The following is a 23,879-nucleotide window of genomic DNA, read 5'->3' as shown; positions in this document are numbered from 1 at the left end:
ATGCTGACTCGTTTCATCCGAATCCAGCTGGTGCTGTTCACCGTGCTGACGGTGATCGCGCTGACCGCACTGGGCTGGTACTACCTGCGGCTGCCGAGCCTGGCCGGCGTGGGGCAGTACACGCTGCACGCCGACCTGCCCGCCTCCGGCGGTCTGTACCGCACGGCCAACGTCACCTACCGCGGTATCACCATCGGCAAGGTCACCGAGGTGGAACCCACGGAGTCGGGTGCGCGGGCCACGATGAGCATCGAGGACCGCTACAAGATCCCCGTCGACGCCTCTGCCAACGTGCACTCGGTGTCGGCGATCGGTGAGCAGTACCTGGATCTGGTGTCGGAAGGCAATGCGGGACAGTTCTTCTCGCCCGGCCAGACCATCACCACCGGTACTGTCCCGCGGGAGATCGGCCCCGCCCTGGATGCCGCTGACCGCGGCCTGGCGGTGCTGCCGAAGGAGAAGATCTCGGGGCTGCTGGACGAGACCGCGATGGCCGTCGGGGGACTGGGGCCGGCGCTGCAACGTCTCGTCGACGGCACGCAGGCGATCGTGACGGACTTCGACGCCAACATCGGCGACATCAATGCGATCATCGACAACTCCGCGCCGATCATCGACAGCCAGGTCAACTCCGGTGACGCGATCCGGCAGTGGGCGTCGAACCTGAACAGCATCGCCGCGCAGACCGCGCAGCAGGATCAGGCGATACGCAGCGGGCTGTCGAAGGCCGCGCCGACCGCCGACCAGGTGACGGCCGTGTTCAGTGACGTGCAGGAAGCGCTTCCGCAGACGCTGGCCAACTTGGCGATCGTGCTGGACATGCTCAAGCGCTACAACAAGGGGCTCGAGCAGACGCTGGTGATCCTGCCGCAGGGTGCTTCCGTGGCCCAGGCGGTGGCCGCGCCGTTCGAGAACGCCGCCGCGCTGAACTTCAGCCTCACGATCAACCAGCCGCCGCCGTGCCTGACCGGCTTCCTGCCCGCCAGCGAATGGCGCTCGCCGGCCGATACCACCACCGCGCCGTTGCCCAGCGGGACGTACTGCAAGATCCCGAAGGACACCCCGTCCAACGTGGTCCGCGGCGCCCGCAACTACCCGTGCGCGGACGTGCCGGGTAAGACGGCCGCCACGCCCCGGGAATGCCGCAGCGAGGAACCGTACGTGCCGTTGGGGTCCAACCCCTGGTACGGCGATCCGAACCAGCTGCTGAACTGCCCCGCACCGGGCGCGCGGTGTGATCAGCCGGTGAACCCGGGACGGGTGATCCCGGCGCCGTCGATCAACAACGGGATGAACCCGCTGCCCGCCGACATGCTGCCACCACCTCCACCGATCGTCAGTGATCCGTTGACCCCGCCGGGCAGCGGTAGCGTGCAGTGCAGTGGGCAGCAGCCCAACCCCTGCATCTACACTCCGTCACCGAACAGCGGGGCACCGACCTCGGCGATATACAACCCGCAGGCCGGCGAGGTGGTGGGACCCGACGGGGTCAAGTACTCCGTGAGCAACTCGACGAACACAGGAGAAGAGGGATGGAAGGAGATGCTGGCCCCGGCCGGCTGAATTCCGACGACGTCCCCGCAGAAGACGACGACGCCCCACAGCCCGCGGTCCCCGAGCAGCAACCAGCCGAGGGACCCGGGGTGACCCGGCTGGCCGGCCGGGGATGGTTCGTCGGCGTGTGCGCCACCCTGGTGGTTCTCGCCGCGGCGCTGGCCACCGGCGGCTACTTCGCTTTACGTTCCAACCAGGACGCGGAGTCGCTGACCCGCGCCGAGGCGCAGGCCACTCAGGCGGCCAAGGACTGCGTGGCGGCCACCCAGGCGCCGAACGTCGCTGCGATGGCCGAGAGCCAGCAGAAGATCCTCGATTGCGCCACCGGCGATTACAGCGCCCAGGCCACCCTGTACAGCGGTGTGCTGGTCGAGGCGTACCAGGCCGCCAACGCCCAGGTGGAGGTCACCGACATGCAGGCCGCGGTGGAACGGCACAACGGTGACGGGTCGATGGATGTGCTGGTGGCCCTGCGGGTCAAACTGTCGAATACCGAAGTGCAGCAACAGGAAACCGGCTACCGCTTGCGGGTCCTGATGGCGCCCGACAACGGGACGTACAAGATCGCCCGCCTCGACCAGGTGACCACGTGACCGCTGTGCTCGACGACGACACCACCGCAGACACCGCCACCGGCCCGGACATCGTGCCCGCGAGCTGGGGCGCGCGTGCCGGCGCGTTCGGCGTCGACGTGTTCGTCGGCGCGCTGACGGTGGCGACGCTGGTGTTGGTGGCCTGGTCGACCGCACAGCGCAGCTGGCTGTGGTGGCTGTGTGTGGTGGCCGCGGGTCTGGTGGTGCTCGCGGTCGCGGTGAACCGTCTACTGCTGCCGGCGCTCACCGGGTGGAGCCTGGGCCGGGCGCTGTTCGGCCTGCGGGTGGTGCGCCGCGACGCGTCCGCGCGTTCTGGGACCCAGCTCATCGGCCGCTCGTCCCTCGCGACCTCGACTGGTGCCGCCGTGCCAGGACCGTGGCGGCTGCTCCTGCGCGACCTGGCCCACCTGGTCGACACCGCCACCGCCTTCGTCGGTTGGCTCTGGCCGCTGTGGGATGCGCGGAAACGCACGCTGGCCGATGTTCTCGTCGGTACCGAAGTGCACCGGATGGCAGAACGCCCCGAGAAGGCGCGCCGGCTCACCGGTTACGTCGTCTCGGGTGCCGCGGTGGTGGCGGTCGCCGCGGCGGCGCTGAGTTATGTGGTGGTGTATCAAGCGGATCTGCGGGTAGCCCAAGCGCGCGAACAGCTGGCCGTTCAGGGACCCGACCTTGTCGAGGGCATGCTGAGCTACGACGTACCCACGCTACAAGCCGATTTCGAGCGCGCCAGGGGGCTGGTCACCGATGGCTACCGCGAACAGTTACTCGCCCAGCAGAACACGATCTCCCAGTCGGGGGCGGTGGCCAACGAATACTGGACCGCCAACAGCGCCGTACTGACCAACACCGCTGACCGCGGCACGATGCTGCTGGCGTTGCAAGGCCAGCGCGGCGCCCCGCCCGACCAACGGTTCATCACCGCGACCGTGCGCGCCGATTTCGAGAAGTCCGGCGGCCAGTGGCGGGTGGCCGGGCTGTCCGTGCTGGCCAGCCCGAACACGGCGGGGGCACCGCAGTGAGCCCGCGACGCAGGATCGAACCGACGGCGGCGGAGGCGTTCGCCGAGCTGGCACCACCGCGGCGTCGCCGCATCGGCCTGCCGGCCCTGGTGGCTGCGGCGTCGGTGGTCCTGATCGCCGCGCTCGCGGTGAGTACCGTGCTGCTGATCACCCACGAACAGCATCGGCGGGCCGCGGTCAAGGATGTGGCGGTGATCAGTTATGTGCGGTCATTCATGACGCAGTACACCTCCCCGGACCCGTTGCGCGCCAACGACTATGCCGATCAGGTGCTGGCGCAGGCCACCGGCCCACTGGCCCAGAGTTACCGGGAACGGATCAACGAGATCCTGGTTCAGGTGGCCCAACTCGAACCCACGCAGGGCACCGTTGTGGACGCGGGTGTCGAGCGCTGGAATGACGACGGAAGCGCCGACGTCCTGGTGGCCACCGAAACCGTCACCACCTATCCGGACGGCAGGACGTTCGAAGATGGCTCCCGGTGGGTGGCGACCGCGGTTCAGGAAGGAGACCAGTGGAAGATCAGCAATCTACTGCAGGTGATCTGACCGACGGCGCCAGTCGAGGTCGCGAGGGACGAGCGGCCGATGAGCTGGGGCCAGAAGGGGACGGCCCCAGTCGAGGTCGCGAGGGACGAGCGGCCGATGAGCTGGGGCCAGAAGGAGACGGCGCCAGTCGAGGTCGCGAGGGACGAGCGGCCGATGAGCTGGGGCAGTCCCGGCGTCGGCACCGGATGCCGGTGGGCAAGGCCAGACGTGAGGTGCGTCCCGAACCGGGGGAGGCGGCGGCCGAAACTCCCGCCGACGACGAAAATGACGATGCCGCAACCGATGTCGCGGAGGTCGAAGCTACGGAAGGTGCAGAGGAACCGGCGGTGGTGTTCGCGCAGCGCCGTCGCGCACCGCGCTGGGCGCCCGCGGCGGTGGCGGCAGCCGCTGCCCTGTTCGTCGGAGCGGGCGCTTTCGCCGGAGCCACCGTGCAGCCGTACTTGGTGGAACGCGCGTTGGTGGACACCAAACTGGACATCGCACGCACCGCGGCGGAGGCGATCACGACGTTGTGGACCTACACGCCGGACAACATGGAGACGCTGGCCGACCGGTCGGCGCGTTTCCTCGGCGGTGACTTCGAGGCGCAGTACCGCAAGTACGTCGATGCGATTGCCCCGACCAACAAACAAGCGCAGGTCAGCAACAGCACGCAGGTGGTGGGCGCGGCCGTCGAGTCGGTGAACGGCGCCGAAGCCACCGCGATCGTCTACACGAATTCGACCGCCACCAGTCCGCTGTCGAAGGACATCCCGTCTTTGCGGTATCTGTCCTATCGGCTGACGATGGAGCGGGATGCCTCGAGATGGCTTGTGACCAGCATGAACACCGTCACATCCCTGGATCTCACGCCGCAGCTCTGACCGCGCGGCGCGGAACTGCCTTGCTGAAACGTCAATAAATCTGGTCACGCTCGTGTACATTTCTTACCGCAAGCTGTGAGCGGGGCGGGGTGCGACGTGTCGGGGCGCTCGTACCTCCCCGCCGCAGTGAGCAGGACTCGGGCAGTGATGCCCCACCTGAGTTCGGGGGCGGACACCGGGGAGAGGCTGGTATCGGGCCATTGGCCAGAAAGATCCCGGCTTCCCCGGTGTCTGACAATCAACCACCTTGTGTGGTGGTGGGTGCGGGGTTGCTGATCTTCCGGTTCGGTCCGCCGGCGCTGAGATCGCGGCCCGCGGACACACCCCGGCGTTAGGGTCGAAGGATGTCCACTGTTCTGGTCACCGGGGCGAGTCGCGGAATCGGCAGGGCCACCGCCGAGTATCTGGCCGGACGCGGCTGGCAGGTCATCGCCGGAGTGCGCCGGCCCGAGGATGCCGCGACGCTCGGGTCGACGCCCGGTGTGAAGGCGATTCGACTCGATGTCACCGACGCCGCGCAGATCGCGGCCCTCGGTGAGCAGCTGCCGGAACGGCTCGATGCGGTGGTGAACAATGCCGGCGTTGTCGTGGGCGCCCCATTGGAGGCCGTCGAGATCGCCGAGTTGCGGCGCCAACTCGATGTCAACGTGGTGGGGCAGATCGCGGTGACGCAGGCCGTGTTGCCGCGACTGCGCGCCTCCGGTGGCCGAATTGTGTTCATTTCCAGTGTTAATGGCCAGATCGCCACGCCGATGCTGGGTCCGTACTGCGCCTCGAAATTCGCGTTGGAGGCCGCCGCCGACGCATTGCGGATGGAGTTGCGGCCGTGGCATATTCGGGTGAGCATCGTCGAACCGGCGCAAACCGCAACGGATATGTGGGACGACGCCGAGCGGACTGCCGATGACATGGAGGCGGGTATGACGCCCGGCCAGCGGGTGCTGTACGCGAAACACATTGCGGGATTTCGCAAGATGATCCCGGCGTCGCGAAGAATGGCTGTCCCCGCGGAGAACGTGGCCGAGGTCGTCGAGGCCGCGTTGACCCATCGGCGCCCACGGGCCCGATACACCCTGGGGTGGGGGCCAAGGCTCCAGATGGCCGCCATCAACGCGTTGCCCACCAGGGTTTCCGACGTCCTGGTCCGCAAGGCCCTCGCACAGCCGTGAAGGCGGCAGCTTCAGCTAATTGACTGATGCAACAAATAGGGAGGCGTCACTGCTGCACCTGATGTGCAGCAATTGCTTCCCCAATGGTCACAGCAATGTTACGGTCCCTGAGAACAGGCTGAGAACCTTCGAAGGGACTGGTCATATGGCGTCCAAGCACCGCAAGCGCAGCCGTGCAGGAAAGAAGATCGCCACCGTAGGAGCGGCCACCGCAACGGTGACCGCCATGACCATGACCGCTGCCCCGCCTCCCCAGGCAAACGCTGACAACCACGTGAACCTCGCCAGGGCGGTGCCCAATGCCGCCCTGGTCGGCGGTTTCGCGACAGCCCTGATCGGTGCACCGGACCAGGTACCTGTGGCGTTGGCGGCCACCCCCGCCGGGCCGGGGCTCCCGCCGATGGAGCTGGCCCCCGGAGCGCCGGATCCGGCGTCCATCCCTGACCTCACCTTCGGCATCGGAGCAGGTGCCTACAACGGCTTCCAAGAGGTGGCCGCAGCGTTCGAACGGCTCGTCCTCGACAACGTCAACCTTTCCGGACTGTTGCGGGCGCTGGGCTATGACCCGGAGGAGATCGTCAACAACGCGTTGGGCACCGCCGTGACGCAGCTGCTGGCTGGAATCCCGGTCGATCTCAGCGGCGTGCCCGTGGTGGGCGCGTTCCTGGCCGGAGCGCAGATCGACAACGCGCTCAAGCTCACCCAGTTGATCGGGCTCAACCTCAGCGATCCCCTGAACCTCGCCGGCGCAGCCGCTCCAGGCCTCGAGATCATCACCGCCGGGCCGCCTTTCAGCCTGCTGAAGTTCCTGGGTGTCGACCTGGGCTGGGTGCCCGGCTATCCGAACTCGGTGGCCGACGAGATCAACGGCACCCCCTACCTCGACGTCGGCGCGTCCACCATCCTTCAATCCCTGATCAGCGGAATCCAGGCCAACACCAGCCTCAGCTTCGCGCAGCGACTCGCGCTGCTCACCCCCTTGCAACTCGCGTTGGCCACCGTCGGTGGAGCCAGCCTGGTCGACCTCCGCATCCCCGTGGTGGCGGGGTTCGGGCTGGGTGCCTTCGCCGCGGGGATGGCCTATCCGCAGGTCGTCGCGCAATTGCCGTTCCAGCCCGGCGGGGCCCAGTACGACGGCTCGAGCACTCCGCTGGCGGGCAGCGTCACGGTTCTGCCGCTGATCCTCCTGCGCAATCCGGGCCGGGCCAACGGTGGGCTGTTCGCCCGGCTCTATCCCCTTGCGGCGCTGGCCGGAATCAACACCGTCACCCCCGACACGGAGGTGACCAACAGCTACCACCCTGACACACCGCCGTTGCTGCAACTGGCAGGCCTGGCCATCGGTGGGGCGAACCTGATCCCGGTCAAGGTCGACGCCACCGTCCAGTACGACCCCCTGTCGGATTTCCCGTCGTGGTTCAACCCGGTATCGATACTCAATGCCGGTGCCGCAGCGGTGTTTCCGACGTACATTCTGCGCGGACTCACAGTCAACGGCATTGTCGACGCGCTCACCGACCAGGCATCGCCGCAGCTCGCCGCGGCGCTGGCGGCCGTCGCCGCCGGTGATCCGCTGGCGCTGAACCTCTACCTGACGCTGCCCGCCGACAGCCTGCCGCTGCTGGAGCCCATCCGGCTGCCGGTGGACTTCCTGAACCTGGTGACGGGCCTGAACTTCAACAATCCGCTTGCCACCGCGCTGGAACCGGCGCTGAAGATCCTGACCAATCTCGGCTTCACCGACGTCGATCAGGACAACGGCTACGAACGCACCCTCGACCAGGCCGACGTCATCACTCCGTTCGGGACACTGCCGTCGAACATCGACTGGGGTCGCGTCCCGGGTGACGTCTTCCAAGCGTTGCTCACCGGGATCCAGCAGGCCTGGCAGGACGGCATCATCAGCTCGACGCCGGTGGACAACCCGCTGCGCACCCTGGTGAACATCATCGAGGGCTTGATCAACGGCGGCCCCGCTCAGAGCGTGCTGCCTGCTGCCCCCGACGTCGAGGCTGTGGCCGCAGCCACGCAGGAACAGGAGACAGCCGAGGACTCCACACTGCAGGACAGCGACGTCGAGGAAGCCGACACGCCGCAGGACGCCGCTGACGACGCCCGCACTCAACTCGACGCCTCGGTGATCGAAGCCGCCGAGCGCACCGAGAAGGCGGCAGACGACGCACTCGAGCAGGTGGACACCTCGGTTCGTGGGGCGCTGAAGTCGCTGGACGACATCGCGAAGAAGGGGCGCTACGACATCCGGCGGGCCGCCCGTGGCGAAGACAAAGACGATTCGACGGACGAAACTCTCACGGAGCAGGCCGGCGCTGAACCGGACACCGACACCGACACCGACACCGACAAGCCGGACAAGTCCGAGTCGGAGAGCGAGTCGAGTTCGCCGGCGGCGGCCTGAGCGCCGGGGGCACGGGATACTCGGACACTGTGCGGACGTTCGTCAAGCGTGACCCAGACGCCCCACCGGAGTTCTTTGCTTGCGAAGCCGCCGGCTTGCAATGGCTTTCGGCTGCGCCCGGAGGTGCCAGGTGCGCGCAGGTACTGGCGCACGACCAACAGAGCCTCACTCTCGAGCACGTCGATTCTGTCGGCCCGTCTGAGTTGGCCGCCCGGGAGTTCGGCGCCCGGCTGGCCCGTACCCACGATGCCGGCGCCGACGTGTTCGGGGCGCCGCCGGGCGGCTGGAACGGCCCGGGATTCTTCGGGCCGCTGGGCAGACCGCTGGCGATGAGTTTCACCGGTCACGACAGCTGGGGCGCGTTCTACGCCGACGAGCGCCTGCGGCCCATGCTCGAACAGGCTCGACCGCAGTTGCGCCAGGACATCGTCCGTGACGTCAAGAGGGTGATCAGGCGTTGCAGCGCCGGTGACTTCGATGACGCCGACGCGCCGGCCCGGATCCACGGAGACCTGTGGAGCGGCAACGTGATGTGGTCTGCGCGCGGAGTGGTGTTGATCGATCCCGCGGCGCACGGTGGTCATCGCGAGACAGACATGGCGATGCTGGCGCTGTTCGGCTGCCCGTATCTGGACATGATCGTGCAGGGATACCAGGCGGTGCATCCGCTGACCCCCGGCTGGCGTGACCGGACCGGATTGCACCAGCTGTATCCGCTCCTGGCGCACGTGGTGCTGTTCGGTGGCGGCTACCGCGGTCAGGTGGCCACGGCCGCCACCTCGGTGCTCGACATCAGTTGAAGGCCAACCAACTCGGGAGCGCACGCTCGCGGGAGTCGCACAACACCTCATAGGTGTCGCAGGACCCGCGGGGCGCGCCGGCCCCGGCCCACATGCCGCCGGTGTCTCGGCGCAGCACGATCGACGAGGAACCGCCGCCGTCGAGGAGCAGGGCGGTGTCACTGCCCAAGGCGCGGAAGAGGTCCTGGATCTGATCGGGGGTGTAGCTGCCGCCCTGGAAGACGTACATCTCGTCTTTGGTCTTGGAGTACGCGATCGCGGTGCGCGCCGCCGAGGGCCCCGGATCGTTGAGCTGTCCGGTGTCCCCGGGGGCCAACAGGCCGATCCCGGCGACCGCCACGAACCGGCTGCCCTCGTCGATCATCTTCTGGATGACCGGCCCAGCTGCGTCGTAGTCATCAGTTGAGTTGGGCGACACCATGAATGGGGCGCCGCCCACCGGCAGGATCATCGTCGACAGCGCCGTCCAGGTCTCGTTGCCGTTGGACAGTCCTTGCTTGCCGGCGTAGGGGATGGTGCCTGTGACCGCCATGTTGGCTTTGCCTTGCCCACGGGTGTTGTCGACGTAGGTGCCCAGCGGTGAACTGCAGCCGGTGTTCTTCCACGAACCGCCGGCCTGGCTGCGTACGTCGAAGAAGTTCGCGTTGACGGCGATGGTGGGTTGCCCCAGCGCCTGCCAGGCGGCGACGGGGGTGTAGATCTCCGCGGCCTGCCACAGGCCCTCGCCGGTACGGGCGCCCGGTGTGCGCTCGCACCGCGCTTGATAGCCGGAGTGCGAATCCACCAGCAGGCGCGGCGTCAGTCGCTGGGAGGCGGCCTTGATGATCATCAGGTGGCCACCGTTGTCCATCTCGTACCAGTTCCCGGCCGCGTTGAGCATGGGTGCCGGGTGTCCGCCGCCGAAGTTGTAGACAAGATACGCGCCGCGGGTGTTGGCGATGGCCTGCGCGAGTGCGTCTTTGCCACTGGCTCGGGCGACGGGCTGACCCGAGGTGACGGTCACTGTTGCGCTGAGCAGCACGGCGGCGGTGATGGCAGCGGCGCGCCGGGCGGCGGCGATAGCGGTTCTCACGATTGCCCTTCCGGCGCACACGAGGCGATACGACAAACATCACAATAACCACAGCAACCACACTGTCAACTTTGATAACAGGCATGAAACGGGTTGGTTTCACGTGAATCACGTTGGGGCCTATCGAGTTTGCTGAACACGCCGGCCGGTGGGGTAGTGCACTACCCCAGTCGCCGGATTGCAGGGCGAGAAGACTCGGTGGGTCACGTCTGTGAAGCGAAGGAGAGTTCAATGTCGAATGTCGATATCGCCAAGGCTGCGTACCAAGCCTTCCGTACCGGTGACCTGGCCGCGCTCAAAGACACGATGACACCCGATGTGGTGTGGTGGAGTTCCGAGGAGATCCAACCCGGCGGCGAGCAGCGCGGCGTCGACGAGGTGATGGCCATGTTCATGGCCATCGGCGAGAAGTGGCGCCGCTTCGAGGTGCAGGCCAACGAGTTCATCGACGCCGGCGACCGCGTGGTGGTCCTCGGTACCACCGAGGTCGAGAACGACAAGGGGAGTGCCACCGCTCGGTGGGCTCAGGTGCTGACGTTCAACTCCGACGGCAAGCTCACTGCGTCCGAAATCCATTCCGACACTGCGAAAGGCCTCAAACTGCAGAACTAGCGCCCCGGCGGCGCAAGACGGTAGATCGCGCCCGCGTCGTCGTCGGTGATGTACACCGCGCCGTCGGGTCCGGCGACGGCGGCGACGGGCCGGCCCCAGCGGGACCCGTCGTCGGCCTGGAATCCACCGACCAGCGTCTGCTGATCGCCGAGACCACCGCCCTGCCAGGGGAAGAACGACACCTCCGGTTGGCGCGGCGGTGTGGCGTTCCAGGAGCCGTGTACGCCCACGAGCGCTCCGCTGACATACGGGGCGGGCAGCGTGTTGTCGGTGAAGGCAAGGCCCAACGGCGCCGAGTGCGCCGGGAAGCTCTGCTCGATCGGCGGCAGCGCCGCGCAATCCAGCAGTGTGCCATCGGGATTGGTCTGCACGTCGTTGACCATCGGCATGTCAGCCGGCCCGCCCTCGGGATTGCAGTACGGCCAGCCGAGCTCACGGCCCGCGGTGAGCTTGGCCAGTTGCTCGGGCGGGTTGTCGCTGACGAACTCCGGCACCACCTGGCCGTCGCTGGGGCGGGCGATGTTGTCGCGCCCGTTGTTGGCGGTCCACAGTGAACCGTCCGGTGCGATCGCCAGACCCGTGCCGTTGCGCACGCCGGTGGCGAACGGTTCGGCGGGCCCGCCGCCCGGCGGCACCCGCATCACGCTGGCCCGCGGCGGCGTGGCGTCGCGGTCCTCGGCGGAGATGTTGCCGGTGGAACCGATCGAGAAGTAGACCGACCCGTCCGGGCCCAGCGCCACACTCTTGAGCGCGTGTGAGTACCTGCCGCGCAGGTCGGCACTCTTGGCATCGGGCAGGCCGGGCGCGATGACGCGCGGGTCGACGGCCTGGCCGTCGCGGTAGGTGTAGGCGCTGACCTGATCGCTCTCGGCGACATACAACGTGTCCTGCCGGAACGCCAAGCCGTGCGGCTGCTCCAGACCGTCGAGCAGCACGCTCGACTCTGCGGTTTCTCCGTTCGGGGTGAGCTTGAGGACCTCGCCGGTGGCGGGCACCGAGATCAGCAGCGTGTCGTCGGGCATCCACTGGGCCAGGCGCGCTTCGGGCACCCTGGCCCACACCGACATCGTCCACCCTTCCGGGATCAAAGCCCGGCGGGGTTCGTCGAACGGGGCCTGGCCCAGCTCATCGGGGACCTCGACGGTGACCTCGGCCAGAGCGGCGGCCGGCGGCGTGGTCGAAGGTGACGGCGCCGCGTGGCTGGTGCTGGATTCGGTGCTGGTGGCGGTGTTTGTCGACGTGGACGCCGAGCAGGCCGCGACCAAGAAGGTCGCGGCCATGCTGACTGCTGCTGTTCTAACCGGCAATTCCGGCATGCATCTCCCAAACAAGGATCTCGGCGGGTCCTGTGGCGGTGACCCGTTGGCCACCGGAGGCGGTGAAGCGAACGGCGTCGCCTTCGTGCAGGGCGCCGGCACCTTCGAGGGTGACTTCGCCGCGGGGCACGAACAGGTGCAGGTACGGCGCCTCCGGCAGCTCGACGGTCTCGCCGGCCTGCAGGCGCGCACCGTGCAGCGCGGCGTACTTGTTGCGAATGCTGATGGCCGTCTCGCCTTGGTGCTCGGGCATACCCGAGGCGATGGTCACCAGGTTGCCGCGCATCAACTCGTCGTCGATCTCGAGCTGCTGGTAGCCCGGCGTGATCCCGGACTCGTCGGGAACCACCCACATCTGCACGAAATGCACCGGCTCGCTATGGCTTTCGGCGCCGGTGAGGCGCCAGGAATCGTTCTTCTCGGAGTGCAGGATGCCCTTGCCCGCTGACATCCGCTGTGCCAGGCCGGGATAGATGACTCCCGAGTGCCCGGTGGAATCCTGGTGTACCAGTGATCCGCGCATCACCCACGTCACGATCTCCATGTCGCGGTGGGGGTGGGTGTCAAAACCGGTGCCCGGCTTGACGATATCGTCGTTGTTCACCAGCAGCAGCCCGTGATGAGTGTTGCCCGGATCGTAGTGATGGCCGAACGAGAACGAGTGCTTGGAGTCGAGCCAGGCGATCTTCGTCTTCGCGCGATCGTCGGCGCGACGGATGTCAACGGTGGCGGCAGTGGTCATCAGCACTCCTCGTGAGGTGTTCGCCAGCCTAAATGCCGACGCTGAAGCGGACAACATAGATGACACGTCATGTATTCCGCTAGGCTGCGGTCATGTGGTTGTCGGCGGAGCAGCAGCGGGTGTGGCGGGCGTATCTGGCCGTGGTCAGCGGCCTGCAGCTGGCGATGAACCGACAGCTGCAGGCCGACTGCGGCATCTCGCTGGGCGATTATGACGTCTTGGTGGCCTTGTCCGAACGGGGTCCGCTGCGGGTGTTCGAGCTCGGCGAGTCCGTCGCCTGGGAGCAGAGCCGGCTCTCACATCAGCTGCGGCGGATGCGCGAGCGTGGGCTCGTCGAGCGCCGCGGCAGCGAGGACGACCGCCGCGGCGCCACCGTGTCCCTGACCCCCGCCGGTCGCGCGGCGCTGCGCGCGGCGGCCCCGGGTCACGCCGAACTGGTGCGTTCGGTGATGTTCGACGGCGTTGATGCCGAGGAGCTGGCGGTGCTGGAGCGGGTGTTCGGCGCGGCTGTCACCAATCTGACTCGTCGAACGTGATGACGCCGCGAATGTTCTTGCCGTCCAGCATGTCCTGATAACCCTGGTTGATGTCTTCGAGGCGATAGGTCGTGGTGACCATCTCGTCGACCTTCAGTAGGCCGGACTTGTAGAGACCGATCAGCCGCGGGGTCTCGATGTGGCTGCTGCCTCCGCCGAAGATGTTGCCTTTCAACGTCTTCTGCAACATGGTGAACAGGAACAGGTTGAGCTTGACGTCGGCATCGAACATCGAGCCCATGCCCGTCACCACGCAGGTGCCGGTCTTGGCCGTCAGCGTCATGGCCTCTTCGATCATGTCGCCGCGGATCTCGCCGACGGCGATGATGGTCTTCTGCGCCATGATGCCGTGAGTGAGCTCCATGACAGGAACGATGGCCTCGGCCATGGTGGGGTAGACGTGCGTGGCGCCGAACTTGATGGCCTGGTCGCGCTTGTACTCCACCGGGTCGATGGCGATGACGTGTCGGGCTCCCGAGATGACCGCGCCCTGAAGTGCGCTCATGCCGATCCCGCCGACACCGACGATGATCACCGACTCGCCGGGTTGCACCTCGGCGACATTGGTGGCCGACCCGAAGCCGGTGGGTAGCGCGCAGCCCATGATCGCGGCGGTCTCGAACGGGATGTCGTTGTCGATCTTGACCACCGAGTCCTTGTGCACCGTCATGTACGGAGCGAAGGTGCCCAGCAGATTCATCGGGGACACCTCGCGGTCGCCGGCGTGCACGCGTGAGGTGCCGTCGGCGATCGCCTTACCGCCCAGCAGCAGTGCACCCCGGTCGCACAGTGAGCGGAAGCCCTTCAGGCACGGCGGGCACTCGCCACACGCCGGGATGAACGCGAGGATGACATGGTCGCCCTCTTCCAGGCCTTTCACGTTCCTGCCCACCTTGGTGATGACACCGGCACCCTCGTGTCCGCCGAGCGCGGGCAGCCCGATCGGGGTCGCGCCGGTGGTCAGGTGGTAGTCGGAATGGCACATGCCGGCGGCGTGCATCCGGATCTGCACCTCATCGTCGACCGGATCGCCGAGCTCGATCTCGTCGATGCGGAACGGGGTGTTCAGCTCCCACAGCAGTGCGCCCTTGGTCTTCATGGTGGGAGATCTTAATCACGTTTCTGGAACGTGTTCCAGTGATGCAGGCGGATAACCACTATGACGTGCAAAAACCGGCTACTACGTGGTGTAGCCGATAGCCGTTGTCCCGAGTGTCGACTTGATTCACGGGGCCGGGCTCCCGGGGTCGCTGAGGTCAACAATCGCGTCAGTGGTCGCCGGGAGCGTCCCGGGCATGAACCTCACCGAACCGTTCCTCGGTACCGAAGCCATCGCCGCCGGACTGGTCACCAGGCGGACTCTGCGAAGCAGATACGTGAAGATGCACCGCAACGTCTACATACCGATCGGTTACGACGTCACCCCGCTTGCCAAGGCCAAAGCAGCCTGGTTGTTCTCCGGGCGGTCGGCGACCGTGGCGGGCGTGTCTGCGGCCGCGGTGATGGGCGCGCGCTGGCTGGATGCCCGACTGCCGGCAGAACTGGTGCGCGCGCAGGCGTGTGCCAGCGGGATCCGAGCGCACCGAGTGGTACTTGCCGACGACGAATTCATGACCGTGCGGGGTATGTCAGTGACGACACCCGCACGCACCGGGTTCGATATCGGCCGTCACCGCCCGAAACTCGCCGAGGCGGTCATTCAGCTGGATGCACTGGCCAGGGCCACGGGCGTGACCTCGGCCGAGATCGGCGCGCTGGCAGCTCGTCGTCCAGGCGTTCGGGGCGCGGTGCAACTGCGGCAGGTGCTCGGACTCATGGACGGCGGTGCGGAATCGCCGCAGGAGACCAAAACCAGGCTCCTGCTGGTGGAGTCCGGATTTCCGCGACCGCAGACGCAGATCAACGTGCGTGACGCGGGCGGCTATCCGTTCGCCAGGATCGACATGGGATGGGAAGACTGCAAAGTTGGTGTCGAGTATGACGGCGAGCAACATTGGACAGACCCCAGGCAGCGCGCCCATGACATCGACAGGAACGTCGAACTCGCCGATTCGGTTGGCGCATAGTGCATGTCGGCGCTGACATGTTGCGCAACCGTCCATGGTTGGTCGTGAGGCGGGGGTGTGACGCGCTGCGCGCCAATGGCTGCCCCTGGGTGGACGGCAGTGGGATCACTGCCCGCTACTCGTGGATCGTGCTTGGGCCGTAGTGACTCGCGAGTGTGGATTTGTGTCACGCTTTGGGGGCCTAGGCGTGGCTTAAGTCCACGCTGGGCGTGCGGACGGCTACAGGCTTTCCGGCAGCCCGAACTTCGGGAACACCGAGGTGTCCAGGAACGCCACGACGTGGGACACCCCGCCGGGCTTCATGTCGAGGACGTGCAGCTGGAAGGGCAGGTGCTTGTCGCCGTTGCGCATGTACATGGCCGCGGCCGGCTGACCGTTGGCGGTGGTGGGAAGCAGCACCATGTCGCCGGCCTTCTCGGCGGGGCATTTGTCCCGCGACAACGCCACGATGGCCTCGGGTCCGACATACCAGCTGTCGAACGGCGGCATCTCCCACACCGCGTCCTCGGTGAACAGCTTCACCAGCTTGTCCATGTCATAGGACTGGAACGCGTCGATGTAGCGGTCCAGCAGGTCCTTGGCTTCCGGAGATTCCGGCGGGGCGATGGTGTCGTCCTGGCTGGGCCCGATCTCGTCGAGCTGGGCGCGGGCGCGCTGCAGCAGGCTGTTGACCGCGGCGGTGCTGGTGTCCAGCGCGGTGGCCACCTCCGCCGCTTTCCACTGCAGCACCTCACGCATGACCAGAACCGCACGTTGACGGGGTGACAGGTGCTGGAGTGCGGCGACGAACGCCAGCCTCACCGACTCCCGGGAACCGACGATCACCGAAGGGTCGGTCGGGTCTTCACCGCTGACGTCGGGCAGCGGTTCCAGCCACGGCACCTCGGTGCGGACGTTGAGTTCATCGGTGGGCTCGGAGGCGGGCCCACCCAGCCCGGTGGGCAGGGGCCTGCGCTGCCGGCCTTCGAGCGCGGTGAGGCAGGTGTTGGTGGCGATGCGATGCAGCCACGTGCGGACCGAGGACTTGCCCTCGAATTTGTCGTAGGCCTTCCACGCCCGCAGATAGGTTTCCTGCACCAGGTCTTCGGAATCATGCAGGGAACCGGTCATCCGGTAACAGTGCGCCAGCAGCTCGCGGCGGTACCGCTGCGCGTCCGCCAGGAACGCATCTCGGCCTTCTTGTTCCGGTCGGTCTTGTTCCAGTTGATGCGCGAGGACGCTCACCGCCTCGACCTTACTCAGTAGGTCCGACAATTCCAGGGGAGTTGCGCGGTTACTCTGCCCAGATGGTTTCCACCCGGACGGAGCGCACGTTCACCGGCAGTCGAGGTGGCGGACGCGAGATCAAGATCGTCTACGACACCTGGACTCCCGACACCGAACCTCGGGCCGTCATCGTGCTGGCGCACGGCTTCGGCGAACACGCCCGCCGCTATGACCACGTGACCCAGCGGTTCGGCGACGCCGGATTCCTCACCTACGCGCTGGACCACCGCGGGCACGGCCGCTCCGGTGGCAAACGCGTCTACCTCAAAGACATGGGCGAGTACACCGCCGACTTCGCCACCCTTGTCGGTATCGCGGACAAGGAACATCCTGACCTGCCGAAGATCGTCCTCGGGCACAGTATGGGCGGCGCGATCGTCTTCGCCTACGGCACCGAGCACCCCGCCGATTACGACCTGATGGTCCTGTCCGGCCCCGCCATCGCCGCACAGGCCGCGGTCTCCCCGGCGCTGGCAAGGCTCGGCAAGACCGTCGGCGCCGTGTTGCCGGGTGTGCCGGTGCAGGAACTCGACGCCACCGCGGTATCGCGTGACCCCGAGGTGGTCGCCGCGTACCGGGCCGACCCCCTGGTGCACCAGGGCAAGGTCCCGGCCGGGGTGGCCCGGGCGCTACTGCTGGTCGGGGAAACCATGCCCAAGCGCGCGAACGGTTTCACTAAGCCGCTGCTCGTGGTCCACGGTGGACAGGACCGGCTGATCCAGGCCTCGGGCAGCGAACACCTGGTCGAATGCGTAGCGTCTGAGGATGTGCATTTGAAGGTCTACCCCGAGCTGTACCACGAGGTGTTCAACGAACCCGAGCGTAACCGAGTGCTCGACGACGTGATCGCATGGATCGAGGCACGCCTGTGAAAGTGGTTGCCGGCATCCTGTTTTCACTGCTCATGGTGCTCACCGCCGGTTGCTCGTCCTCGGAGCCTCCCGGCCCCCAGGAAGAGGGCGCCGAGGCCGGCACCTGGACCGAGACGGACGTGACGTTCGACGCGGACGGTCTGACGATCCACGGCACCTACCGGCATCTGTCCGATGACGCCCCGGGGCCGGCGGCGCTGCTGATCTCGGAGAGCGGGCAGACCGACCGCAACGGCGACAACCGCGTCGCAGGTCCCGTCGGCAACATGCGTCAGCTCGCCGAATACCTGTCCGAACACGGCGTGGCGTCGCTGCGCTACGACAAGATCGGCACCGGAGCCACCGGCCTGGGTCCCTACGCCGAGCGCCCGCAGGACGTGGGCAGCGCGGTGTACACCGCCGGCGCCAAGGCCGCCATCGGTTACCTGGCCGAACAGCCGGCCACCGACAAGGCCAAGGTCTCGGTCTACGGACTCGGCGAGGGCACCACCCATGCGATGGCGCTGGCCACCACCACGGATCCCGGTGCGCCACTGGTGCGTTCGCTGGCCCTGCTGCAGCCGTTGACCGGACGCTATCTGGACCTGATCACCAACCGCGTCAAAGCCGACAATGCCGCACAACTGGAGGCGGGCAGCAAGACCAAGGAGCAGGCCGACGGCGTGCTGGCCGCCTGGCTCGGGGCCGTCGACCAGGTGCGTAGAGACGGCACTCTGCCGCCCGGTCAGCTGCCGGACGGGTTGAGCGCGATTCTCAACGCGGGCAACGTCAAAGCCGTCGCCGAACAGGACGCCATCGACCCGTTGGCGCTGGCGGCGAGCATCCCCAACGGCACACCGGTGCTGCTCACCTGCTCGGACTCCGACGGCCAGGCCGACTGCGCCGATATGAAACCGCTGGCCGACGCGCTGCGGCACACCAAACTGACCCTGGTCGAACTGAAAGGTGTCAACCACGTGCTGCGTGACGATCCCACCGACAACGTCGCCAACTACGCCAACGGGGGTCCGCTCTCCCCACAGCTGACCGACGCGCTCGGCAAGTTCGTCGAGGGCAGCGCATGACCCGCACCGTGTTCGCACAGGCCTACGGCGGGCCCGACGTGCTGGAGGTCCAGCATGTCGAGCTGCCGCAACCGTCCCCGGAGCAGGTGCTGATCACCGTCCGCGCCGCCGGCACCAACCCCGTCGACTACAAGCTCTACAGCGGCTACATGGGCGACGACCCCGCCCGGTTGCCGCTGCCGGTCGGGATGGAGGTCGCCGGTGTGGTTGCGGTGGCCTCGGGGCGGTCCTCGGGTTACACCGGTCCGTTGAAGGTCGGCGACGAGGTGATCGCCACCAACATCACCGGCGGATACTCCGACCAGGTGGTCGCCGACGTCACCGAGGTCGGCCACAAACCGGCCACCCTGAGCTTCGAGGAGGCCGCGGGGCTGCTGCTGACCGGTGGCACCGCCTGGCACCTGTTGACGAAAACCGATGTGGGGAGCGACGACACCGTGCTGATCCACGGCGCGGGCGGCGGGGTGGGCCTGATGGCGGTGCAATTGGCCGTCGCCAGAGGTGCCACCGTGATCGGCACCGCCAGTGCGGGCCGCCACGAACAGCTGCGCCGCCTCGGTGCCCAACCCGTCGAGTACGGCGCCGGTCTGGCCGACCGGGTGCGCGCGCTCGGCGCCCCGACCGTGGCCCTGGATCTGGTGGGAACCGACGAAGCCCTCGATGTCTCAACGGATTTGGTGACCGACAGGTCCCGCATCGCCACCATCGCCGGGTTCGGCCGCGCCGGGGAATTGGGTATCGCGGTCCTCACCGGGGCCGACGGTGGGCAGGAGATTCGCGACGCGTCGCGCCCGGAGTTGATCAAACTGGCGGCGGCCGGGCTGCTCAAAGTGTCGGTGGACAAGGTGTTCCCACTGGAGCGTGCGGCCGATGCGCACCGGTATCTGCAGACCGGGCACGCGCGCGGGAAAGTCGTACTGGTTCCCTAGCATTGCGGTCATGACGACGGAGCACCAAGCGCGACCATGAGTGAAGACAAGATGCTCGCCCGTATCGCGGCTCTGCTGCGGCAGGCCGAGGGCACCGACAACGCACACGAGGCGGAGGCTTTCATGGCCGCCGCCCAACGGCTGGCCACCGCCACCTCGATCGACCTGGCGGTGGCGCGTTCGCACACCGCCAAACGTGAAGCGGCGCAAGCGCCGACACAACGCACCATCACCATCGGTGAGGCCGGGACCAAGGGACTGCGCACCTATGTGCAGTTGTTCGCGGTGATCGCCTCGGCCAACGACGTCCGCTGCGATGTGGCATCAAACTCGGCGTTCGTGTACGCCTACGGGTTCGCCGAGGACATCGACGCCACCCATGCCCTCTACGCCAGCCTGGTGGTGCAGATGGTGCGCGCCTCGGATTCCTACATCTCATCGGGTGCGCACCGTCCCACCCCCACCATCACCGCGCGGCTGAACTTCCAGCTGGCGTTCGGCGCCCGGGTGGGGCAGCGGCTCGCCGAGGCCAGGGAAGAGGCGCAGCAGGAGATCATCAAAGACCAGCAGCGTTCGGCGGGTACCGCACTTGCGCTGCGCAACAAGGAGATCGAACTGCACGACTTCTACCGCGGCGCATCGCAGGCGCGTGGCACCTGGCGGGCCGCCCGGGCATCGGCCGGGTACTCGTCGGCGGCGCGGCGAGCCGGTGACCGGGCGGGTAAACGGGCCCGGCTGGGCAACAGTGCGGAGCTGCCGGGCGCGCGCACCCCGTTGGACCGGTGACCGCACGCGACAGTCAACGCTCCAAGGTGTACGGCGCCGAGGAGTTCGCCCGGACCCTGTTCGACCGCGCGGCCGAACACGGGTCCGGTGCCATCGACTTCTTCGGCACCTCCCTGACCTTGCCGCCCGAGGCCCGGTTCGGGTCCGTCCAAGACGTACAGCGTTATGTCGATCAGGTGCTGGCCTTGCCTTCCGTCCAGGCGGCGGCGCTGACCGTTCGTCCCCGCCGTGGCGCCAAGGCGGCGCACTACGAGAACCGGGACGGGGCGGGCGTCATCGCGGTACCGGAGCAGACCACCCGGTGGGCGCTGCGTGAACTCGTGGTGTTGCACGAGGTCGCTCATCACCTGAGCCCGATCGACCCGCCGCACGGCCCCGAGTTCGCCGCCACGTTCGTGGAGTTGGCGGGGACGGTGATGGGGCCCGAGGCCGGCCACGTGTTGCGGGTGCTGTACGCCAAGCACGGCGTGCGGCTACGGTGAGCCGCGTGAGCCCCACCGCCCAAGACGTCGACGAGATGCTCGATCAGCTGATCCTGCCCGAGGATCCGGTGCTGGCCGCGGCACTGGCCGACAGCGCGGCCGCCGGCCTGCCGCCAATCGAGGTGTCGCCGCAGAGTGCGCAGTTGCTGGGCCTGCTGGTCCGGATGTCCGGTGCGCGCCGCGTCCTCGAGATCGGCACTCTCGGCGGCTACAGCACCATCTGTCTGGCCCGTGCGGTGGGGCCGGAGGGCAGCGTCGTCACCCTCGAGTACGAACCGCGGCACGCCGAGATCGCGGCGGCGAACCTGGCCCGCGCCGGCGTCGCCGACCGCGTACAGATCATCGTCGGCGCGGCGCTGGACACCCTGCCCGGCCTGGCCGGCGACTTCGACCTGGTGTTCATCGACGCCGACAAGGAGAACAACGTCGCGTACGTGCAGAAGGCGATCGAACTCGGTCGCCCGGGCACGGTCATCGTGGTGGACAACATCATTCGCAATGGGCGGGTTCTCCATCCCGAAGCCGATGATCTGCAGGCCGCCGCGGTGCGCGACATGCTGGAGATGATGGGCCGCCATCCCCGGCTCGACACCGCCGCCATCCAGACCGTCGGAGTCAAGGGCTGGGACGGGTTCGCGCTCGCGCTGGTGACGTAGTCAGGCGTCGGGGCTGCCACCGGGCAGTGCGTCGTCGCGCACCGGACGGTCGGCGAGTTCCTCGGCGGTGCCGAACAGCAGCGGGTAGGCAACCCCGGCGAGCGCGGCCCCCACCAGCGGGGCCACCCAGAACGCCCACAGCTGTGCCGGGGCGCCGTCACCGTTGAAGAACGCGACCGCGGTGGAACGTGCCGGGTTCACCGAGGTGTTCGAGATCGGGATCGAGATCAGGTGGATCAAGGTCAGTGTGAGCCCGATGGACAAGCCGGCGAAGCCTTTCGGGGCGCGGTCATCGGTCGAACCGAGGATGACCAGCAGGAAGAGGAATGTGAGCACCACTTCCGTGATGAGCACGGCGGCCAGCGAGTACCCGCCGGGGGAGTGCGCGCCGTATCCGTTGGCGGCCATGTTCCCGCTGGCGGTCCAACCGTCCTTGCCGTTGGCGACCAGGAAGATGACCAGTCCCGCCGCCAGGCCGCCGAGTACCTGGCTGACCAGGTAGGCCGGCAGCACATTCCACTCGACCCGCTTGGCCAGCGCCGCCCCGAGGGTGACGGCGGGGTTGAAGTGGCCGCCGGAGATGGTGCCGAACGCGTAGACGCCGCTGAGCACGGTCAGGCCGAACGCCAGCGACACCCCCAGGAGGCCGATCCCGAGGAAGGTCCCGTCCCCGGAGACGAACGCGGCGGCGAAGACGGCACTGCCGCAGCCGCCGAACACCAACCAGAACGTGCCGATGAACTCCGCGGCGAGACGGTGAGACATGGTGGGCGTACGCATGAGTGCTGCCCTTTCATCTGCGTATAGCCGATGATCCCAGGGTCGCACGCATACATTTGCGTGGCACGGTTTTGCCTCGAATCCCGTTTCGAGACAGTTGAATTCGAAAACACCATGAATGCAATCAGAATTCGCGTAGGTGGTCCCGCAGCATGGTGGTGGTGTACTCGGTGCGCACCAGCCCGCGTTTCTGCAGCTCGGGCACCAGCCCGTCGGTGATCTCGGTGAGGTAGCGGCGGTTGAGCCGCAGCACCGGGCTGGTGAGCAGGAACCCGTCACCACCCACCTGGGCCATCACCTCACCCATTTCCTCGGCCACTTCCGCAGGAGTGCCGCAGAACGGGGTGTGGCTGGAAAGCCCACTGCCGGTGACGAGTTCACGCAGTGTCTTGTCTTTGCCCGCGGCCACGAACGCCGCGAGCGTGCCCCGCTCGCCGTTGGTGGTGAGGTCGTCGGGCAGGGGTTTGTCCAGATCGAATTGCCGGAAATCGATCTCGGTGATCGACGAGATCTCGGCCAGCATGTACTCCACGTACATCGGGTCGGTGAGCCAGCGCTCCCGTTTGGCAAGTGCCTCCTCTCTGGTGTCCGCGACGATGGGCGAGGCCAGATAGAGCACCTTGCAGTGCGACGGGTCCCTGCCGTTGGCCTTCATCCGGGCGTGGATGTCGTCGCGGTAGGCCTTCATCGACTCCACGCTGTCGGCGGGGGAGACGATGGTGTCGGCGTGCTGAGCGGCCAGCTCGCGCCCCGGCGGCGAGGCGCCGGCCTGCGCGATCGTCGGGCGGTACTGCGGTGACGGCGCGGTGTTCAGCGGCCCACGGGACTTGAAGTACTTGCCCTCGAAGTCAATGGTGTGGACCTTCTTGTGGTTGGCGTATACGCCCGTCATGTAGTCGCGCTCAACGGCGTCGGGCTCCCACGACTCCCACAACTTGCTGACCAGTTCCAGGTACTCGGCGGCCCGGGCGTAGCGCTCGTCATGCTCGTAGAGCTTGTCGAGGCCGAAGTTCTGCGCCGAGCGGTCTTCGGCGGAGGTCACGACATTCCAGCCGAACCGGCCGCGCGCGATGTGGTCGACAGTGCTGCAAAGCCGGGCCAGCAGGAACGGCGGGTAGAAGCTGGTCGACATGGTGGGGATGACGCCCAGCCGGCTGGTCCCGGCGGCGATCAGCACCGCCAGCGGTACCGGATCGTGTTTCGGGTTCACCCCGTGTTTGAGGTCGTACTCCATGGTGCCGCCGTAGGCGGTCGAGACCATCAGCTTGTCCTCGATCAGCACGTAGTCGAACTTCGCCCGTTCCAGCGCGCGCGCCACCTCGACGTAGAACTCGCCGGTGAAGTCGCGGCCACCGTCACCCCAGGTGCCGTTCCATTCGTCGGCGACGAAGTTGAGGAACCAGCCGAGGTGGAATTTGTTGGTCACCCAGCACAGCCAAGACGTAGACCATTACTGGGCGGTGTCCTGGCGGTACCAGGCAGATTTCGAGTCCCCACCTTCGGCGAGCGCGCGTGTCTGGACACGAAACACCGACCCGCACCGTACAAATGTGTGCGCTCGCGCCATGGCGGTGGCGGGCCTCGGGGTAACCCACCTGAGCCTCGGGGTAAACCGGCAGGTTCGCACCGTCCAGACCCCAGCGCGCACCCGGATCTCTCCGAGCGCGAGCGCGCGTATTTGCACGGAAAAGCCCGGCGTGTTGTGTGCAGACACGCGCGCTCGCGCTGGAGGGAG

Annotated in this window: 23 protein-coding genes and 1 pseudogene; 17 read left to right on the top strand and 7 right to left on the bottom strand. The window is 67.3% G+C overall.

Annotation, left to right across the window (positions count from 1 at the left end; translation table 11 throughout):
- From AC3A6P_RS18595 to AC3A6P_RS18560, 8 genes are all read left to right on the top strand, one after another.
- Complete coding sequence (locus AC3A6P_RS18595) at window positions 1-1,563, top strand: MCE family protein (RefSeq protein WP_487693140.1); 1,563 nt, start codon at window positions 1-3, stop codon at window positions 1,561-1,563.
- Window positions 1,533-2,147, top strand: coding sequence for a hypothetical protein (locus tag AC3A6P_RS18590; protein ID WP_487693139.1), 615 nt, complete (start codon window positions 1,533-1,535; stop codon window positions 2,145-2,147). The genes AC3A6P_RS18595 and AC3A6P_RS18590 overlap by 31 nt, the downstream gene beginning before the upstream one ends.
- Window positions 2,144-3,169 carry an RDD family protein gene (locus AC3A6P_RS18585; protein ID WP_487693138.1) on the top strand — a complete coding sequence of 342 codons (1,026 nt, stop codon included), beginning with the start codon at window positions 2,144-2,146 and terminating at the stop codon, window positions 3,167-3,169. Before AC3A6P_RS18590 ends, AC3A6P_RS18585 begins: the two co-directional genes overlap by 4 nt.
- Complete coding sequence (locus AC3A6P_RS18580; protein ID WP_487693137.1) at window positions 3,166-3,717, top strand: mammalian cell entry protein; 552 nt, start codon at window positions 3,166-3,168, stop codon at window positions 3,715-3,717. Before AC3A6P_RS18585 ends, AC3A6P_RS18580 begins: the two co-directional genes overlap by 4 nt.
- A complete protein-coding gene (locus AC3A6P_RS18575) occupies window positions 3,684-4,580 on the top strand; it encodes a mammalian cell entry protein (RefSeq protein ID WP_487693136.1) in 897 nt (298 codons plus the stop codon). The genes AC3A6P_RS18580 and AC3A6P_RS18575 overlap by 34 nt, the downstream gene beginning before the upstream one ends.
- Window positions 4,581-4,924: 344 nt before the next feature.
- Complete coding sequence (locus tag AC3A6P_RS18570; protein ID WP_487693135.1) at window positions 4,925-5,749, top strand: SDR family NAD(P)-dependent oxidoreductase; 825 nt, start codon at window positions 4,925-4,927, stop codon at window positions 5,747-5,749.
- 145 nt (window positions 5,750-5,894) lie between these two features.
- Window positions 5,895-8,165: an alpha/beta hydrolase family protein gene (locus tag AC3A6P_RS18565; protein ID WP_487693134.1), complete on the top strand. Its 2,271-nt coding sequence runs from the start codon at window positions 5,895-5,897 to the stop codon at window positions 8,163-8,165.
- Window positions 8,162-8,965, top strand: coding sequence for a fructosamine kinase family protein (locus tag AC3A6P_RS18560; RefSeq protein ID WP_487693258.1), 804 nt, complete (start codon window positions 8,162-8,164; stop codon window positions 8,963-8,965). The genes AC3A6P_RS18565 and AC3A6P_RS18560 overlap by 4 nt, the downstream gene beginning before the upstream one ends.
- Here AC3A6P_RS18560 and AC3A6P_RS18555 read toward each other — a convergent pair.
- Entirely contained in the window at window positions 8,958-10,037 is a 1,080-nt protein-coding gene (locus AC3A6P_RS18555) for a phosphodiester glycosidase family protein (RefSeq protein ID WP_487693133.1), read from the bottom strand. The two genes, AC3A6P_RS18560 and AC3A6P_RS18555, sit on opposite strands and share 8 nt — an antisense overlap.
- 231 nt (window positions 10,038-10,268) lie before the next feature.
- On the opposite strand from AC3A6P_RS18555, the gene AC3A6P_RS18550 reads away from it, so the two are divergent.
- The gene (locus AC3A6P_RS18550; RefSeq protein ID WP_487693132.1) at window positions 10,269-10,649 is read left to right on the top strand and encodes a nuclear transport factor 2 family protein; all 381 of its coding nucleotides are present in this window, start codon (window positions 10,269-10,271) and stop codon (window positions 10,647-10,649) included.
- On the opposite strand, the gene AC3A6P_RS18545 is transcribed toward AC3A6P_RS18550, so the two are convergent.
- Both AC3A6P_RS18545 and AC3A6P_RS18540 read right to left on the bottom strand, forming a co-directional pair.
- Complete coding sequence (locus tag AC3A6P_RS18545; RefSeq protein ID WP_487693131.1) at window positions 10,646-11,929, bottom strand: PQQ-dependent sugar dehydrogenase; 1,284 nt, start codon at window positions 11,927-11,929, stop codon at window positions 10,646-10,648. The genes AC3A6P_RS18550 and AC3A6P_RS18545 overlap by 4 nt on opposite strands.
- Before the next feature lie 16 nt (window positions 11,930-11,945).
- On the bottom strand, window positions 11,946-12,707 hold the full coding sequence (locus AC3A6P_RS18540; protein WP_487693130.1) for a pirin family protein: 762 nt from the start codon (window positions 12,705-12,707) through the stop codon (window positions 11,946-11,948).
- A 92-nt stretch (window positions 12,708-12,799) separates the two neighbouring features.
- Here AC3A6P_RS18540 and AC3A6P_RS18535 point away from each other — a divergent pair, with 92 nt between their 5' ends.
- Entirely contained in the window at window positions 12,800-13,243 is a 444-nt protein-coding gene (locus AC3A6P_RS18535) for a MarR family winged helix-turn-helix transcriptional regulator (RefSeq protein WP_487693129.1), read from the top strand.
- Here the strand turns inward: AC3A6P_RS18535 and AC3A6P_RS18530 are convergent.
- Window positions 13,218-14,342 carry an NDMA-dependent alcohol dehydrogenase gene (locus AC3A6P_RS18530; RefSeq protein ID WP_487693128.1) on the bottom strand — a complete coding sequence of 375 codons (1,125 nt, stop codon included), beginning with the start codon at window positions 14,340-14,342 and terminating at the stop codon, window positions 13,218-13,220. The two genes, AC3A6P_RS18535 and AC3A6P_RS18530, sit on opposite strands and share 26 nt — an antisense overlap.
- Before the next feature lie 196 nt (window positions 14,343-14,538).
- Between AC3A6P_RS18530 and AC3A6P_RS18525 the strand changes: the two are divergent.
- Window positions 14,539-15,452, top strand: a pseudogene (locus AC3A6P_RS18525) (endonuclease domain-containing protein).
- 76 nt (window positions 15,453-15,528) lie between these two features.
- On the opposite strand, the gene AC3A6P_RS18520 reads toward AC3A6P_RS18525, so the two are convergent.
- Window positions 15,529-16,533, bottom strand: coding sequence for a sigma-70 family RNA polymerase sigma factor (locus tag AC3A6P_RS18520; RefSeq protein ID WP_487693127.1), 1,005 nt, complete (start codon window positions 16,531-16,533; stop codon window positions 15,529-15,531).
- A gap of 62 nt (window positions 16,534-16,595) precedes the next feature.
- On the opposite strand from AC3A6P_RS18520, the gene AC3A6P_RS18515 reads away from it, so the two are divergent.
- The 6 genes from AC3A6P_RS18515 to AC3A6P_RS18490 are packed head-to-tail and all read left to right on the top strand — an operon-like array spanning window position 16,596 to window position 21,364.
- Window positions 16,596-17,447, top strand: coding sequence for a lysophospholipase (locus AC3A6P_RS18515; protein ID WP_487693126.1), 852 nt, complete (start codon window positions 16,596-16,598; stop codon window positions 17,445-17,447).
- Window positions 17,444-18,511, top strand: coding sequence for an alpha/beta hydrolase family protein (locus AC3A6P_RS18510; RefSeq protein WP_487693125.1), 1,068 nt, complete (start codon window positions 17,444-17,446; stop codon window positions 18,509-18,511). The genes AC3A6P_RS18515 and AC3A6P_RS18510 overlap by 4 nt, the downstream gene beginning before the upstream one ends.
- Window positions 18,508-19,440 (top strand): NADP-dependent oxidoreductase, encoded by a 933-nt coding sequence (locus tag AC3A6P_RS18505; RefSeq protein WP_487693124.1) that lies wholly within the window; start codon window positions 18,508-18,510, stop codon window positions 19,438-19,440. Before AC3A6P_RS18510 ends, AC3A6P_RS18505 begins: the two co-directional genes overlap by 4 nt.
- A 36-nt stretch (window positions 19,441-19,476) precedes the next feature.
- A complete protein-coding gene (locus AC3A6P_RS18500) occupies window positions 19,477-20,226 on the top strand; it encodes a DUF2786 domain-containing protein (protein WP_487693123.1) in 750 nt (249 codons plus the stop codon).
- A complete protein-coding gene (locus AC3A6P_RS18495) occupies window positions 20,223-20,708 on the top strand; it encodes a TIGR04338 family metallohydrolase (RefSeq protein ID WP_487693122.1) in 486 nt (161 codons plus the stop codon). The genes AC3A6P_RS18500 and AC3A6P_RS18495 overlap by 4 nt, the downstream gene beginning before the upstream one ends.
- A gap of 35 nt (window positions 20,709-20,743) precedes the next feature.
- Complete coding sequence (locus AC3A6P_RS18490) at window positions 20,744-21,364, top strand: O-methyltransferase (RefSeq protein ID WP_487693257.1); 621 nt, start codon at window positions 20,744-20,746, stop codon at window positions 21,362-21,364.
- Here AC3A6P_RS18490 and aqpZ read toward each other — a convergent pair whose 3' ends face one another.
- Window positions 21,365-22,144: an aquaporin Z gene (gene aqpZ / locus AC3A6P_RS18485; protein ID WP_487693121.1), complete on the bottom strand. Its 780-nt coding sequence runs from the start codon at window positions 22,142-22,144 to the stop codon at window positions 21,365-21,367.
- A 124-nt stretch (window positions 22,145-22,268) separates the two neighbouring features.
- A complete protein-coding gene (locus AC3A6P_RS18480) occupies window positions 22,269-23,570 on the bottom strand; it encodes an NtaA/DmoA family FMN-dependent monooxygenase (RefSeq protein WP_487693120.1) in 1,302 nt (433 codons plus the stop codon).
- Window positions 23,571-23,879 lie beyond the last annotated feature (309 nt).

This window comes from Mycobacterium sp. Soil_C_30, from assembly GCF_057656995.1.
This window is presented reverse-complemented; position numbering and strand designations above follow the sequence as displayed.